The 15,419-nt window shown below is 61.9% G+C and carries 10 protein-coding genes and 3 pseudogenes; 4 read left to right on the top strand and 9 right to left on the bottom strand.

Annotated features, from left to right (window positions below; genetic code table 11):
- Window positions 1-28: 28 nt before the first annotated feature.
- Window positions 29-1,015, bottom strand: coding sequence for a DnaJ family molecular chaperone (locus tag P6U27_RS06970; RefSeq protein ID WP_122401233.1), 987 nt, complete (start codon window positions 1,013-1,015; stop codon window positions 29-31).
- A gap of 1,170 nt (window positions 1,016-2,185) precedes the next feature.
- Here P6U27_RS06970 and P6U27_RS06965 point away from each other — a divergent pair.
- Entirely contained in the window at window positions 2,186-4,276 is a 2,091-nt protein-coding gene (locus tag P6U27_RS06965; protein WP_407193757.1) for an MASE1 domain-containing protein, read from the top strand.
- On the opposite strand, the gene P6U27_RS06960 is transcribed toward P6U27_RS06965, so the two are convergent.
- The gene (locus tag P6U27_RS06960) at window positions 4,271-4,933 is read right to left on the bottom strand and encodes a response regulator transcription factor (RefSeq protein WP_122401229.1); all 663 of its coding nucleotides are present in this window, start codon (window positions 4,931-4,933) and stop codon (window positions 4,271-4,273) included. The genes P6U27_RS06965 and P6U27_RS06960 overlap by 6 nt on opposite strands.
- 544 nt (window positions 4,934-5,477) lie before the next feature.
- Between P6U27_RS06960 and P6U27_RS06955 the strand changes: the two are divergent.
- Window positions 5,478-6,536, top strand: a pseudogene (locus P6U27_RS06955) (OpgC domain-containing protein); the annotation flags it as partial.
- 254 nt (window positions 6,537-6,790) lie between these two features.
- On the opposite strand, the pseudogene P6U27_RS06950 reads toward P6U27_RS06955, so the two are convergent.
- From P6U27_RS06950 to P6U27_RS06940, 3 genes and pseudogenes are all read right to left on the bottom strand, one after another.
- A pseudogene (locus tag P6U27_RS06950) lies at window positions 6,791-6,886 on the bottom strand (dihydroxyacetone kinase subunit DhaK); the annotation flags it as partial.
- Window positions 6,887-6,997: 111 nt separating this feature from the next.
- Entirely contained in the window at window positions 6,998-7,795 is a 798-nt protein-coding gene (locus tag P6U27_RS06945) for an adenylate/guanylate cyclase domain-containing protein (RefSeq protein WP_122406411.1), read from the bottom strand.
- A 132-nt stretch (window positions 7,796-7,927) separates the two neighbouring features.
- Window positions 7,928-8,125: pseudogene (locus P6U27_RS06940) on the bottom strand (hypothetical protein); the annotation flags it as partial.
- A 117-nt stretch (window positions 8,126-8,242) separates the two neighbouring features.
- On the opposite strand from P6U27_RS06940, the gene P6U27_RS06935 reads away from it, so the two are divergent.
- On the top strand, window positions 8,243-8,455 hold the full coding sequence (locus P6U27_RS06935) for a hypothetical protein (protein WP_122406410.1): 213 nt from the start codon (window positions 8,243-8,245) through the stop codon (window positions 8,453-8,455).
- Window positions 8,456-8,625: 170 nt separating this feature from the next.
- Here the strand turns inward: P6U27_RS06935 and P6U27_RS06930 are convergent, their stop codons facing one another.
- The 4 genes from P6U27_RS06930 to P6U27_RS06915 form a co-directional block, all read right to left on the bottom strand.
- Entirely contained in the window at window positions 8,626-9,816 is a 1,191-nt protein-coding gene (locus P6U27_RS06930) for an adenylate/guanylate cyclase domain-containing protein (protein ID WP_407193756.1), read from the bottom strand.
- A 101-nt stretch (window positions 9,817-9,917) separates the two neighbouring features.
- Window positions 9,918-10,502 (bottom strand): HutD family protein, encoded by a 585-nt coding sequence (locus P6U27_RS06925; RefSeq protein WP_122401226.1) that lies wholly within the window; start codon window positions 10,500-10,502, stop codon window positions 9,918-9,920.
- A gap of 199 nt (window positions 10,503-10,701) precedes the next feature.
- Window positions 10,702-12,258, bottom strand: coding sequence for a L,D-transpeptidase (locus P6U27_RS06920; protein ID WP_122401225.1), 1,557 nt, complete (start codon window positions 12,256-12,258; stop codon window positions 10,702-10,704).
- Between the two features lie 266 nt (window positions 12,259-12,524).
- Window positions 12,525-13,961: a lipopolysaccharide biosynthesis protein gene (locus tag P6U27_RS06915; protein ID WP_122401224.1), complete on the bottom strand. Its 1,437-nt coding sequence runs from the start codon at window positions 13,959-13,961 to the stop codon at window positions 12,525-12,527.
- A 300-nt stretch (window positions 13,962-14,261) separates the two neighbouring features.
- Between P6U27_RS06915 and P6U27_RS06910 the strand changes: the two genes are divergently transcribed.
- A complete protein-coding gene (locus P6U27_RS06910) occupies window positions 14,262-15,329 on the top strand; it encodes an endo-1,4-beta-xylanase (protein WP_122406409.1) in 1,068 nt (355 codons plus the stop codon).
- Window positions 15,330-15,419 lie beyond the last annotated feature (90 nt).

Here is a 15,419-nt window from a genome sequence, read left to right as displayed (position 1 = left end):
CTGACCAACCTAAAACCGAAATCGCTTCTTAGAATCCGCGTGAGCTTCGTGCCTCCTCGTATGCCTTGTTTATTCTGACCGCCTCATCTTCTGCGGCCTTCTTTATGAGCTCGCTGAGATTTGCCACCTTGTCCGGATGGCACTTCTTTATGGCGTCGCGATAGGCGGCTGTGATCTCCTCTGAAGAAGCCTCAGGAGAAACTCGGAGAACATCATGCCATCGCTTCTGCTCGATTGCCCTTTCTGGAGACCTTGTATCAACTCTCGCCTTCTCGTAGTCGACTTTTCTGTTTGGCTCATCCGGCTCCGCTGATTTCCGGGAGCTCTTCTCCGGCGGCCTATTGCCGCCACGGATCGAGGCAAGGGCTTGATAAGCTCGCTCTCGGTCGTTCTCATCTTTGAATCTCAGATTCCATTCTCGACTTCCCGGAAAGCTAAGCTTGATACAAAACGCCCTATCTGGCCGCCCGGTGGTGCTCCGCGAGAATTGAAGTTCAGCATTCCGTCCAGAATTCCAGTGCCACGGGAACCAAATAGATCCGCCCGACCACCAATGAAAATCAGGTGCTATCACGAGAAAGAATTGGCCGTTGGTCGCCTTCCACCGTTGTTCGAGGATCAGAACCGAGAAGGGCCAGCGGACACCGCGATATCTCGTCTTTGACATAACGCGAATCCTGTCGGCGGTAACGCCATTTCGAATTCTTCGTGGGACACGGGCAGCGGCATCCAGGAAATTCTCTTCCCGACCATCGGAATTCCGAGCGACACGTAAGCTCTGTAACGCAAACCATCGAATGAGCAGCACTAAAGGAATGAATTCGATCAGCATGTACTTGCTGTCGGGGTAAGCTAAACCTACTGCAAAAAAAGAGAGTTGTGCGGGCACTCCGATTCGCATGAGCTGAACTCGGAGACCTCTCTCTCTTTCGAGCTGGCGCGTAATTTCGTCTTTTTGAGTGGGCTGCTTTGCGAATTTCTTCTTTAGCAATCTGAATATTCGGCTTTGATCCATGTATCCGCCGCCCCCTCAGAGGATGATGCTGCGCAAACGCGACTCTTCTTTACCGTTCTAAAGCACCCAGCAAAAACGCAGCCAAAGCTAACCAAAACATCGAAGAGTAAGCGAATGTCATGAAGGGGCTGCGAGCTAACCGTGTTTGTTGTTGCGTCTGGCTGTATGATTTCGATCCGACCGAGACGTACATGGTCCACTGGATAACCATGCCAGGAAACAGGTAGAGCTTTTTTAGGATGCTACCCGATACGCCAGCTATATTGTCGCTCGCCATTTTTCAAATTTATCCAACAATAACAATTATTTATCGAATTTTATCCTAGTGAACGAACCAGGACGCGTCAAGGGTCGGAGGTGCCGTCCGCTGCCTTGTTGAATCTTGATAGCGGGTCGTTCGACGTGATGCTCAGCCGTGGCGTGCGCATCATGGCTTATGACGCAGCGATGAAGACCATCATGGACGAAGTGGCGGCCGACCTTTCTTGGTTCGTTAGCCATCCGTGTGACCTTATTCAGAGACTTGAGAGCTGCACGACAAGAGAAGGGCTCAATTCGCGATTGTCGCCCTACGCGAGACGGGTCGTCACGTTCTCACGGAGGTACGACCTGAACTTGTTTTACTCGCCCGCCTTCACGCCTTCCCATTCAAGATTTGGCTGCCGCGTAGCGACTATCGGGAGAGTAAGCCAGCGCCTTGACACCATCAGCATGTCCGACAACCGTGCTCTGTCTCGTCCGCCACGGCAACCTATCGTGCAGGTGGTTTAGCCAGGAGACTCCAACGAGAGATAGGCCTTTGTCGCACACAGCGGCTTTGTCCGAGTTCAAATCCAGCCTTTCGGAGAGCCTATCTTCGTCGTACGATGCCTCCCTCGACAAGTCGGGTGAATACGAGACGCCGCGAATTCCTCCGGTGCGCAACGGCGGCCTGTCGTCTCCCGCGAGCTGAGAGGAGGGATTGACGCAAGTCGGCCAGATGCTCCTCGAACGCACGGTTCGTCTCGTTAGTCCGCAAAGCAGACTGCGGTGATCAATTCGATCTGAAGGCGTCTGCCATATCGGGCTAGCGATCTTTGATCTTCGACCAAGATTTCAAAATTCAGTCATGGTGAACGACCCAATTGCCTAGTCCCGGCGCCGACGATGTCCGATCGACGATCACCCGACATGGATTCATACCGCGGCGTCAGCTACGTCGGTGGTCTGGTCGTGATTGGACTGATCTATTTCGTCTCGGCAAAGGCTGGCCTCGCCCTCGCCTCTATTCATCCCAGCGCAACACCAATTTGGCCGCCGACAGGTGTCGCGCTGGCGGCAGTGTTGTTGCGGGGATATCGAACCTGGCCCGCAATTTTTGCCGCGGCGATGATCGCCAATGCGACGACGGCAGGCTCCCTTGCCACCGCAATTGCGATTGCAACCGGTAACTCTCTCGAGGCGATTGCCGGCGCGTATCTCATCAATCGGTGGTCGGGCGGGTGTGAAACGTTTTCGACACCAAATTCTGTCGCAAAGTTTACCCTGATCTGCGTCGTGATCGCGACACCGATCAGCGCCACCATTGGACTGACCAGCCTGGCACTCTTCGGATACATCGAGCCAAAGAATTTTGCGGACGCGTGGATCACCTGGTGGCTGGGCGACGTGACCGGCGCACTAGTCATTGCCCCCGTAACCGTGCTGTGGGCATCAAACCACCATCAAGCCTCCAACTGGCACGATTTTGTCGAGACGGCAGGGGTCCTCGCGACAGCAGCGGCTGTCGGCCTCATTGCTTTCAGCCCCCTGATCGAGCAGACGCCCGGCCGAGATCCACTCGGCTTTCTGGCCATCCTGCCCATGCTATGGGCGGCGCTTCGTCGCGGTCCACGCGATACCGCAACGGTCGCTCTCGTGCTTGCGGGCATCACGATTTGGGCAACGCACGCGGGCGGCGGCCCCTTCGCGATTTCGGATCCCAACGCGTCATTCCTGCTCGTGTTGATGTTCTTGATCAGTATTACCGTTCCAAGCCTGCTGCTGAGCGCGGATGTTAAGGTCCGCGAGAAAGCGGAAGGAAACCTGCGCCGCGCGCATGTCGAACTCGAGCAGAAGGTCGCCGAGCGTACGCAGGAACTGGAGCTCGCCAACGCAGCCAAATCGCGCTTTCTCGCCATGGCAAGCCATGATTTGCGGCAGCCCTTACATGCGTTGGGGTTGTTCGTCGCCCAGCTGCGGACGCCACTCAAACCGGAGGAAAGGACAAACACGATCGAACGGATCGACGCAACCCGCAAGGAAATGGATGGAATGTTCAATTCGCTCCTGGACATTTCCAGGCTGGATGCCGGGATGCTTACCCCCAAAATCACCGAATTCCCGATCGGGCGCTTGTTGCAGAAAATCGAGACTGCGTTTGACCAGGCCACGCAAAAAAAGGGGCTGCGGCTACGCGTCAGGCCAAGTGACGCCTGGGTGCGAAGCGACGCGATGCTGCTCGAACGCATCATGCTGAATCTTGTGTCAAATGCGGTGCGCTATACGTTGCAGGGCGGGATCCTCGTCGGATGTCGTCGGCGCGGTGAAATGTTGCGTATCGAAGTATGCGATACCGGTCCTGGCATTCCCGAGGATCAAAAGCAGAATATCTTTCGCGAGTTTTTTCAAGTTCCCACCTCAGAACAGAACCGGTCCGGCGGACTGGGCCTCGGTCTGGCCATCGTCGACAGGCTTCGTCTGCTTCTCGACCATCAAATCGACCTGGTTTCGACTGTGGGCCGAGGTTCGCGATTTGCGATCCTGGTTCCGAAAGTCGATCAATGCATCAGGTCCGCGGCGCCCGCCGTCTTACCCCACGCCGGCGCCTTGGCGGTCGACGGCAAGGCAATTCTTGTTATTGCCGATACTCCGATCGTGCAGGAGGGAACGGGCGGATTGCTTAGCAAATGGGGATACTCGGTACTTGCCGCCGGCTCCGACGAAGCTGCACTTGTCCGACTTGCCGAGCGCGAACAGCGTCCCGATCTCATAATCTCGGACTATCATCTCGCAAGCGGTAGGACCGGGATCCGGGCAATCGAACAAGTCAATGCGGCGTTTGGCTCGCCAATTCCCGCCATTCTCGTCAGCGGCGATACCGCAGCTGAACCTCTGCGGGACGCCAGGGACAGAGGGTACATTTTGCTGCACAAGCCCGTCGATCCGATGCGGCTCCGTGCTGTCATGCATGAGCTCCTTAGGGATCACGATGGTGGGAGAGGCACCGGGGCAGTTTCATGAATCAGATTTCGGCGGCACCTCCCAGCCCATTTTTCCGACCTTAATGACGGCCTCGGTGCGCGTCGCTACGCCGAGCGCCTTGAGAACGACCGTGATGTGATTCTTCACTGTCGGCACTGCCATATTGAGCGTCCTGGCAATGACCTTGTTGGTTTTCCCCTTCATCAGCAGCGCAAGTACGTCGATCTGACGATCGGTCAATCCAAGCCCCTTGAGCGAGCCGCGAGCCAATGGCTTATCTGCAAACCGCGGGTCCGCTGTTTCCTCCAGAATCTCCGAGGGAATGTAAACTCCGCCGGAAAACACCAACTCAATAGCGTTGAGCATCACCTCACGTTCCGTGGTTTTGGGGATGAAACCCAGCGCGCCAAGCTTGAAAGCGCGCCTGACCGTATCGTGATCATCGGAGGATGAGAGAATGATGATAGCAATGGTCGCATAGCGATGGCGCAGTTCGCAGAGGACAGAGAAGCCGTCGCGGTCAGGTAGATTGATGTCAAGCAAAATGAGGCTGATATCGGGATGCTCCTCGACGATGTGCATGGCCTCTCGGCTGCTCGAAGCTTCGAATATCACGGCTTCTCGCTTCAATTGCTTGAGGACAGCGTGCAACGCCTCGCGAATCAATGTGTGATCGTCAACAACAAGCACTTTCATAAAAATGCTCTCCGTCCTCTGACCGCCCGGAGATCAATGAAAAATCATACACCCACCTTCGAAACCGTCCATCTTCTATCTCTGGTCCAGCGGTTCGCCGTCAGGCACTCAGAGTAGGAGCCGAGCGCTGCTGTGTGGTATGATTGCAACGGCACACAGTCGTAAGGAGCGCGCGCTGCATGGAGCGCGGAACTCGCTTAGCCCCTCCGTCCACGCGAGCGACAAATTGCTCATCATGCGGTCTCAATACCGCGTTCGGGATAGTACCTTGGTCATAGGACCTAGGCACCTCTCTGTACCGACCTCCGGCCGATTTACAGTCTGTGCCACTTGAAAGATGATGTCGACAGTCGGTCCTCCCACCAGCGTTCTACCCAGCGCGGCCATGTGATCATTGTCGCAATTGCTGTCGTTGCCAGGTCGATGTGAAGCAACCTTGAACTGCGGCGCTGTCACGACCCGCAGGGCCGCGCTTTTTTTTCAAGTTCGATCCGTCTCGATCGTTCCTCTTTGAGCGTGCGCGCACGCTGGACGAGGCAAGCCAATGCATGATCGAACCGCCACCCTGAAGCCATCCGCGGACGTGGCGTCGGAGCTGAAAGCCAACGGCCGCGACGTGCGCATTGATGCCTGCCGCGGCATCGCGCTCTGGTGCATCTTTCTTGATCATGTCCCCAATAACATTGGAAGCTGGCTGACGCTGCGGAACTACGGCTTCAGCGATGCCGCGGAAGTGTTCATGTTTGTCTCAGGGGTCACCTGCGCACTGGCCTACGGTAAGGTATGGGGCCGCGAGGGATGGAGCAGCGTGATCCGCCGGACGCTGCGGCGAAGCTGGGACATCTATGTCGCGTTTCTGCTGCTCACGCTCGCCTGCGCGACCCTAGTCCACATCGCCGGCGTGGAACGCCTTGCCGACGAGAGCAATACGCGCATTCTGTTGGATCAGCCGGGCGCAACGCTCGCGCACGCGGCGATTCTGCAATACCGCCCAGTCAATACCGATGTGTTGCCGATCTTCGTGCTCCTCCACCTCTTGTTCGCGCCGTTGCTGTGGTTGCTGCTCCGACTGCCCAACGTGACGCTCGGCGCCTCGCTGGCGCTTTATACACTGGTGCATATGTTCGGCTGGTCCTTGCCGGCGTGGCCAAACGGCCACTGGGCTTTCAATCCACTGGCCTGGCAGCTGCTGGTGGTCCTTGGCGCGTGGGTGATAATCGCGGGCGGAAGAGTGCGCCCCTGGCTAACGTCACCTTTGGCGCTCGTGCCTGCCGTTCTCTATCTGGTCTTCAGCCTCGTCATCGTATTGAGCTGGAGAATCAAGCCGCTGGAAGCATTGATCCCGCAGGGGCTGACGAAGTTGGCCTACCAGATGGACAAATCGAATCTCGATCCGTTGCGTCTGTTGCATTTCTTGGCCCTAGCGGTTGTGGCGGTATGGTTGGTGCCGCCCAATCGACGAGCATTGACGACTGCGGTAATGCGCGGCGCCATCCTCTGTGGCAGGCACTCTTTGCCAATCTTCTGCCTCGGTGTCCTGCTTACGCTCGCTAGCCTCCTGGCGCTGCTCGACATATCGGCGGGGCTTGCGATGCAGATCACGCTCAGCGCTGGTGGTGTCCTGACGATGATCATGGCGGCGACGCTACTGAACTTGATCAAGAGCAAACCCAGGCCGCAGCTGGCCATTGCACTGCCTGTGAGTGTGCGCGCCGAGGGGAACGCTTGGGGCACCGTTAGCTGGCGCACCCTGGAGGCGTTCCGCCGAGGACTGCGCGAGTTCGGCTGGGCCGGCGACCAGAAGCGCCTCGTCAGCGAGCGGCCATCCCACCAGGGGCCTCGCTTCGCAGACGAATTGGTACGATCAAGCAGGCTCAACGTGAGCGAGCACCCGGCCATGTCGAGCGAGGTGACGTAGCTGCCGATCAGCGAGCGGGCGATGCGCAAGCCGCGCTTCCACCGGGTCGCGTCGGAGCGTATTGCCAATGCCACCCAACGCCTGCGGCATCATCCATACCGCGCCCTTTCGAAAGCTGAAGGCGCTGCAGGCTGCCGCACGCCGTCTCACCCCTCCACCCGCCACAGCCTCCATCTTTCCGGCACGCCCTTCAGCCGGTGCAAGCCGTGATCCTTCAGGCTCGCCGCCGCCTGCGCCGTCATCAGCTCCTTCACCGCACTCGACACCAGCACCTCCCCTGCCCGCGCCTTCGCCGCGACGCGGGTGCCGATGTGGAAGGCGAGGCCGACCATTTCGCCGCCGCTGATGGTGTATTCGCCGGCGTGCAGGCCGACCCGGATCTCGAGGCCGAGCGTGCGCACGGCTTTCTGGATCGCGGTCGCGCAAGCAATGCCGGCGGCGGGTTTCCTGAACGTCGCCAGCACGCCGTCGCCGGTGGTCACGACCTCCTTGCCGCGGCACGTCTTCAACTCCTTGCGGACGGCAGCATAGTAATGGCCCATGACCTTGGTCCAGCGCGCATCGCCGAGCTTCGCCGCCTTCGCGGTGGAGCCGACGATGTCGACGATCAGGATGGTGGCGAGCGCCTGCTTGAGCTCGGCGCTGCGTGCGGCGGACGGGCGCCGGTTCGCGATCGGTCCGGTCAGCGGCTCATAGCGATGATTGCGGCGCCGCGCGATCGCGGCCTTCGTATAGTCCTGCGCGCGCTGCGCAGTGCCGCAACGAACCGTCTTCTCCTGCGGCAGACGCGACCAATAGACCTTGCGCCCATCGCCGGCGCCATGCACCTCCACGGCGCCCCACTTCAGGAAGACTGCCGAGCCAACACGCCTGACGCACCACGCCTTCGACGTGTACCCGGAGACGTTCGACTGATGGACCCCGATGCGTAGGAATTTCGGCATGAACGAGCGGCCAAGGACCGTTTGGGCGTAGCTTGGCGCAAAACCTAGACGCACAACCCGGCGCTGGCAACAGTGCTGCCAACCCGCATGCCGTCGCCGCATCCCAAGCTCGCAGCCTAAATTCCTCTGCCCCCCGCCCTGCCTGCCGATCGTACAGCGCCATGCAGCCGGACGTTCGGCCGGATGCTGCGCCATCCATGCGGCGAGCTGCGGCGCGCCCATCAGGCAGGACTGCATCGTCACGTCGGCGAAGTCCGAGGTCGTGACGATTTGTTCACGACAGTTCGTCGGTGACGAAAGGCTGCAGAGCAAGCGGCGGCAGCCCGGCACGGGGGCGGTCGAGACATAGGCGGAGCAGGCAGAGCGGTTCCGCCGACTGCAGCGCTGCGAGCTCCGATTGGCACTTCCTGCGGCAAGGTGCGTTGCGCTCTTTTCGAGGAGGCGCAGATGACCAAGACGCAGACGACCAGGACCAACGCGCAGGACTCAAGGACCGGGATCCAGCCAACGCTCAATCCTGGCGATGAAGCCCCGCCCGGAACCATGGGCACCGGCGAAGACGTCTGTCCCGACTGTCATGGCAAGGGTCGCATCGACGGTGCCCCCTGCGCCACCTGCGGCGGGAGTGGCACCATTACGCGGGCCATTGGCGGCGCTTGACGTTGCTCCCTTGAGCGAGGCTTCATCTTGACAGCAACGATGGCCGTCACCCGTGTTTGCGGAGCGCCCTCGGGGATAACGACACGAGGCAAAGCCGGAGCGGCCAGATGAACGCGCCGGGCGCCGGCACGACGGGAACGAACCGCAAATGGCCGCGGGCGGAAGGTCGCTTAGCCCTGATACGCAAACAGCTCGATCGGATCGCTGAAGCCGCGCACCTCGTGCCTGCCGACATGCTCGAGCTGAAACTCCTTCTCCACGAGCTCGGCGAAATCGCGTGACAGCAGCACGTTCCTGCCGAGCTTCTTGGTCAGCGCCTCGAGGCGGGAGGCCATGTTGACGGCCGGGCCGATCACGGTGAAATCGAGCCGGCTGGCCGATCCGATGTTGCCGTACATGACGTCACCGACATGGACGCCGATGCCGTAGTTCAGCGGCGCGCGGCCGGTTGCGCTGTTCCGTTCGTTCAGCGCGGCCATGGCCTGCCGGGCCTCGGCCACGGCATGGAGCAGATTGGCGCAGGCGTTGGGCGTATGAAGCGGAAAGATGGCGAGCAGTCCGTCGCCGATGAACTTGAGGATCTCGCCGCCGTGCCGCGCAATCGGCTCCGACATCGCGTCGAAATAGTCGTTGAGCAGGTCGATCACGTCGTCGCGCGGCCAGTTGTCGGAGATCTTGGTGAAATCCCTGAGGTCGCAGATCATGATCGCAGCACGCACCGTCGTGCCGCTGCCGCGCCTCGTGGCGCCGGCCAGGATCAACTCGCCGGCATGAGAGCCGACATAGGTCTCCAGCAGCGTGCGCGCCAGGCGGTTCTTGACGCGGATCTCGCTGACCAGCGCCAGCACCGGCAACAGCTTCTTCAGGCCGGCGACATGCGCATCGTCGAACCCGCCGGGCCGATCGGTCGCGAAAGTGACGATGTGCCGCTTGCCGAGCGTATGGTAGAGCGGCCAGGCGACATAGTCGGTGAGGCCCTTGGCCCGCATCTCGTCATAGAGGGCGTGCTTGCGGCTGAGCGAAGAATCCTGCTCGAGCCGCTCGCGCACCTCGGCGGCGCCGTCATGGAGCTCGTTGGCGGCGCTTCCGATATATTCGGACCGCTCGCGAACGTCATAGTCGACCAGCGCAATCTCCGCCTCGCGCATCCCGTCGGACCACATCATGCGGGCCCCCAGCCACTGCGGGTGATTGATCAGGATGTGAAGCGTCGCGCGCTTCACCGGAATGCCCGCCTGCTGGAGACGGATACACATCTGCGCGAAGATGTTGTCGATGAAGCGCTCGTCGCGCGTGCCGGTGGTCAGCCAGTCGACGACGCCGTCGGCCTGCGCAGGGACATGGTTGTCTGGTGCGTTCATATCCTGCCCCTCGGGCTGCGGTCTTTGGGGAAGCAGATATCGTGCTCCGGCCGGGCGGCGTCAACCTAGCCAGTTGCACGGATTGTGCGCAGCGACCGGCGCTAACCGAGGAGCCGGATCGACCCCAGCACCGCCAGACCCGAGACGAGCGCGAGCTGCGATGGCCCGAGCAGCTCGACTTTCAGCGTGCCGTTGTGGGGAATCGCAATATTCTCATTGTCGAGACTGATGCGGCATTCGCCCCGAGGTGCGTAGACCAGATGCGTGCCGGCGGCCAGCCGCCGGTCGCCGGGCTCCTTAAGCGCGATGAGATCGATCTCCGCCGCACCGCGCCGCGCCATGAGGTTCACGACCTCGACGGGCCCGGCCTCGAGCTCGGTCACGATCTCGAGCTCGCCGGTGAAGCGCACGGTCGTAAAAGGTTCACGTTCGTCGAATTCCTGCCCGAGGGCCTTCAGCACCAGCCCGCGCCCATCGACGACCATCTGCAAGCGATCGATGCCGGGCATATGGGAGAAGGGACCCGGCGCCACGATCGGCGTCGACGCAAAGCGCCAGTGCAGGCTGTCCCAGCTCTTCTCGCGTGCATCGGCCCGATGAGCGTCCGCGATGTCGGTGAAGATGCCGCCGCCGTTCTTCCAGGGCGAGCGGGTGTAGTTTTCGGGTCTGAGCAATGTGGTTTTCATATCGTGAGTCGTCCGGGAACGCCGGAGTTTGCACCCGAGTTTGTAGCCGGATGAAGCGCAGCGCAATCCGGGTCAGCTCGCGCCCTGAAGCACTGGCCCCGGATTGCGCTCCCAGCTACATCCCGCTCAGGACGGTATCCGCCGCGAGGGCCTGCCGGTGACGTAGACGCTTTCGGAGCCGGCCGACGCAGCACTTCCTTTACCAAAAGCCCCGCTGCATCGGCTGCGCCGGCTGATAATACTGGTACTGGCTGCGCGGGCGCGGATTGACCGGCTGGACGTAGGGATCACGCTGCTGGAAGAAGAAGCCGAAGCCGTTGCCGCCGTTGTCCCAGCCGTCATCGCTGGCGATCATGGCAGGCGCGGTCGGCTTGCGCGTGATGAAGCCGCCCTGCGGCTCGTTGCTCAGCACTGCGACGAACTCTGTCCGGTAATTGGTCTCGCTGCTCAGCGGCTCATCGGAGATGATGATCGAGGAGCGCGGCAATGCGGTCGGCCCGATGCGATCCCACACGTCCTGCGGGATGGTGATGCGGTCGAGCGCATTGCGGGCGTCGTCGCCGTTGTCGATCGTGACCACGCTCCAGCGCAGGCCCGAATCGGTCTTCGCCATCGCCGTGAAGATGTGCGTGCCGAGCGGCTGGTCGGGATTGCGGATCGTGACGGGAACCTCGATGCTGGTGTCGAACACCTCGCCGCCGCCGTCGGGCGCTGGCTTGTGCGTGTTCCGCCGCACGTAGAGCTTCTGCGTCGCACGGCTGATGTAAACCGAGACCGGCTCACCCGCGAGCTTTGCATCGGTCGCCGCCTTGACGGCGTCGGCCTTCCTGGCCGCGGCCGCCTTCGCGGCTTCCTTGGTGGCGGCCGCTGCATCGCGCTTCGGCTGCGCGGCGGCCCTGGCGGCGTCGAGCTGCGTCGCCGCGTCGGCAGCCTTGGCCACCGCCTTTTGCTTCAACTCCTCGGCCTTGGCGCGTGCCTGATCGGTTTTGGCGTTCACGAGCGTCTTGTCGGCGAAGGCGAGCTCGGCATCTGCGCGGGCCTTCTGCTGTTCCAGCTTGCGCAGCGCGGCAGGGAGCGAGGCAGCTTCCTTCGCGGCAGCGGAAGCAGCCTTCTTGGCCTCGTCGGCCACCCTTGTGGCCTCGTCGGCCTCGGCGGAGAGCTTGTCGGCCCGGCTGGGCGCCGCCGCGATCGCCTCCGGCTTCGGCACGAACAGCGAGGGGTGAGAGAAGTCGGTCGGGACCGTGTCATACGGCGAGATGATCACCCGCATTCCGATATAGGTCTTGTCGAACAGGTTCTCGGCAAAGCCGAACGGCATGCGCACGCAGCCGTGCGAAGCGGCATAACCGGGCAGCGGCCCGCCATGCAGCGCGATTCCGTTCCAGGTGATGCGCTGCATGTTCGGCATCCAGGCATCGTCATACATGGTCGAGCGGTGGTCCTTGTCCTTCTCGATGATGGCGAACACGCCGGCCGGCGTCTCGCGGCCCGTGGTGCCGGTCGACACCGGCGCGCGCAGGATCCAGCCGTCGGCATCATAGAAAGTGACCTGCTGGCTCTTGATCGACACGATCGCCATGATCGGCTCGCCGGCCACACGCGGCGCCACCGCCTCGGTCACCTGGCGCGGCTGCTTGGCGGCGGTCGCCGGGGCCGCCGCCGTCAATGCGACGACCGCGGCCAGCGCCACGAGTCCGGAAGGCCTCCAACTCCGCATCGCCACGGTGGATTGCGCCCTCGTCGGTCGGTTTTTCATGCCATCCTCGGTCGAAATGCCAGTCCGCCTGTGCCGATCACGTGCCAGATTGGAATCATTGCATTAAGAAGTCGCAGCCGCCTTACGTTCCGTCTGTGGCGAGATTCGGCATGTTCCCGCGACAAATCACTCATATACGACGGCTGCCACAGGCGGAAGGCGGCCTCCGGTCGAAGCTGGCGTGAAGCTGGCCCCGATCGCTGCGGCAGAATGTCCGGTTAGCTGGCGGGGGGTGCGTCGTGACGGCGACGCCCACCGGCGCGCAACTAAACGCCCAGCGCCTTGCGGTTGAACGTGCGGAGAAATCGCAGCGACAACGTTCGCACGTTCGCAACGTTCAGCAGCCAGACCGCAACCGCATAAGCAAAGCCGCCGGCAAGGCTCACGATGATCAGCGACACGAGGCCGGTGCCGCCAGTTTGCGAGCGCGCAACCAGAATCGCGGCCGCCATCACCGCTGCGGAGAGGGCAATGCCGGCGAGGCGATTGAGCTCGAACGGGACCGGGTGGGCCCGATGCATCAGGACGACGGCAACGAGGAAGCCGATCGCCTCGGTCGCCAGCGTCGCCAGCGCCGCGCCGTAAAGGCCGTAAGGAGCGATCAGCGCGAACATCAGGATCACGCTGACCACCAGCGTGAGAAAGGATTGCGCCGCCAGCATGAAGGGGCGCTCGGCAAGCTGGAAGCTGATCTGCACGTAGAACTGATTGGCGATGCCGAAAAGCCGCGCAAGCACCAGGGTCGGCAGCAGCGCCGAGACGCCGGCGCGGAAGTCGATGCCGACGAGCGTGCCGGCGACCTGGTCCGCCGCAAGCGCGAGCCATATCGCGACGGGTGCCACGACGGCCAGCAGGAGTTCGAGACTTTCGGTCAGCCGCTCCCGCGTCGTCTCGCTGCTATTCTCGGACAATGACCGGAACACCAGCGGCACGGTCGCCGCGGCGACGCTGGATGCGATCATCACCATGAACTGGCGCGGCAGATCGGCGGCAACGCCGAAGATGCCGGCAGCGTCCTTGCCGAGCAAATAGGCGACGATGAGCCGGTCGCAGGCCGAATAGACGGCAACGGACAATCCTGCCAACGTCAGCGGCAGACCGTAGCGGGCCAGCTGCATGAACTGGCTGCGCTGGAAGCGCGCGATCCTGCTGCGGTCGCCTGCGAGGTTCAGGATGATGCCGGCGAGCGACCCCAGACCGAACGCCGCGAGCAGCCCCAATCCGCCCCAGCCGAGCCAGATGCCGACGAGGCCGAAGCCGACGCTGGAGACGCTGCGCACGATCGCGATCGCCGCGAAGCGGTAGGGACGCAATTTGGCGCGCTCGAACTCCTGGCCGACATCGACCGCATTGGCCATGATCGCGACGAACATGCTGGCGAGCAGCAGCTCGACACTGATGTCGCTGCGAAACAGCAAGACCAGCGGTGTGGTGGCACAGAGCACCGCGACCGTGAGGACGAAGGCGACCATCGCCGTGCCGCGAAAATCGACCTCCGCCGACATCGCCTGATAGCGCGACACCGACAGCTTGATCCAGGCGAAGAAGATCGCGCCCAGAATGCCCGCAAGGCTGATACCGACGACATAGACGCCGTACTCAGCCGGGCTCACGAGCCGCGTATAGGCCGTGACCGCGAAAAAGCCCACGGCCGCCGGCAGGATGTAGGCCACGAGATAAATCGAGAAATGGCGGTTCAGCATGCGAGCACGGGACCGGCAGCGGTCTTGCGATTATGACGGCTGTTAATCGATGGGGCCTTGGCGAACGAACTGCGCCGCAGCATGGCGCAAGAGTGTCACATAAGTCTCCAGATCGGGCGGCGAATGCGGCTTTGACGCCGCTTTCGCGCGTTAGCGTTAAATTTGCCCTTCCTCGAGCGGAAAGGTTTGGCGATCGAAAGAAACATGACTTGCGACTGCAAGGTTAACCCAACGAGCCAAAACCCAGGCGTCGCAAGGCGCCGCTTGGTACGATGCCGTCTTGGATCGATGAGGACTGCGGTGACCAGGCTCGACAGACGCGAATTTCTCCTCGGCGGCGCCGCAGCCCTCGCGGCGGGCGCATCGGCGTCCGCGGTGCCGGCGTCCAAACGCGCCCAGCGCCGTCCCGGCTTCGGCGCCGCGGCGACGCTCTGGGACCTGCAAGCCGACCCGCGGCTCGGTGACGCCATCAGCACCTATTGCACGCAGGTGGTGCCGGTGCTCGAGCTGAAATGGCCGATGCTGCGGCCGGACGCCCACACGTTCGCCTTCGAGCGCGCCGACGCGATCCTGGATTTCGCGCGAGACAACGATCTGACGATGCGCGGCCACGCGCTGGCCTGGTATCACGACATTCCGGACTGGACCAAGCGGATCAAGGACACCAAGGGCGTCGAGCGGGCCTATCTCGACCACATCGGTACCGTCGTCTCCTACTACAAGGACAAGCTGACGTCGTGGGACGTCGTCAACGAGCCGATCCCGGATAACCCCCGCAGCCCGAAAGACAGGCGCGACACGTTCTGGACGCAGCATCTCGGCGGCCGCTGGATTCCCCTGGCGTTCCGTACGGCGGCCGCGGCCGACCCCTTCGTCAAGCTCGCGATCAATGAATATGACATCGAGTCGGCGAAAGACTCGTTCGTCGCCAAGCGGGCGGCTTATCGCAACCTCATCATGGACCTGCTCGATCAGGGCGTTCCGCTCCACGCGGTTGGGCTGCAATCGCATCTGCACGCCGAGCTCGAGATCGACACGCACGGGCTCGCCGAATTCGTCACCGAGCTGCGCTCTTGGGGCCTCGATGTGCTCATCACCGAGCTCGACGTCGACGACCAGAAGCTGACGGGAAGTCCTGCGGAGCGCGACGCCGTCGTGGCCAAGCGCGTCGACGACCTGCTCACCGCCGTCTCCGCGAGCGGCCCGGTGCGCTCGATCCTGACCTGGGGCCTCTCGGACCGTTACAGCTGGATCAACGGCACCTTCGCCCGCGCGGACAAGCAGCCGAACCGCCCGCTGCCGCTCGACGGCGAGTTCAAGCCGAAGCCGTTCATGGACGTCATCAGCAAGTTCACCAAAGACGTTTGAAGACTAAAGCGCGATGAGATTTGGATGAATCGTCATCGCGCTTTAGCTTGTTGTTTACGCATGATTTTTCCGGAAAACCGCTTCGCACTT

The sequence above is a fragment of the Bradyrhizobium sp. STM 3566 genome, from assembly GCF_045571445.1.
Lineage (GTDB): Bacteria > Pseudomonadota > Alphaproteobacteria > Rhizobiales > Xanthobacteraceae > Bradyrhizobium > Bradyrhizobium vignae.
Note: the sequence above shows the minus strand (reverse complement) of the source record. Positions and strands in the feature narration are given on the sequence as shown.

Excerpts from the sequence above, each read along its gene's own strand:
- P6U27_RS06970 (WP_122401233.1), bottom strand. The coding sequence starts at position 1,015 with ATGGATCAAAGCCGAATATTCAGATTGCTAAAGAAGAAATTCGCAAAG.
- P6U27_RS06960 (WP_122401229.1), bottom strand. The coding sequence starts at position 4,933 with ATGAAAGTGCTTGTTGTTGACGATCACACATTGATTCGCGAGGCGTTG.
- P6U27_RS06930 (WP_407193756.1), bottom strand. The coding sequence starts at position 9,816 with ATGAACGCACCAGACAACCATGTCCCTGCGCAGGCCGACGGCGTCGTC.
- P6U27_RS06925 (WP_122401226.1), bottom strand. The coding sequence starts at position 10,502 with ATGAAAACCACATTGCTCAGACCCGAAAACTACACCCGCTCGCCCTGG.
- P6U27_RS06935 (WP_122406410.1), top strand. The coding sequence starts at position 8,243 with ATGACCAAGACGCAGACGACCAGGACCAACGCGCAGGACTCAAGGACC.
- P6U27_RS06915 (WP_122401224.1), bottom strand. The coding sequence starts at position 13,961 with ATGCTGAACCGCCATTTCTCGATTTATCTCGTGGCCTACATCCTGCCG.
- P6U27_RS06965 (WP_407193757.1), top strand. The coding sequence starts at position 2,186 with ATGGATTCATACCGCGGCGTCAGCTACGTCGGTGGTCTGGTCGTGATT.
- P6U27_RS06945 (WP_122406411.1), bottom strand. The coding sequence starts at position 7,795 with ATGCCGAAATTCCTACGCATCGGGGTCCATCAGTCGAACGTCTCCGGG.
- P6U27_RS06920 (WP_122401225.1), bottom strand. The coding sequence starts at position 12,258 with ATGAAAAACCGACCGACGAGGGCGCAATCCACCGTGGCGATGCGGAGT.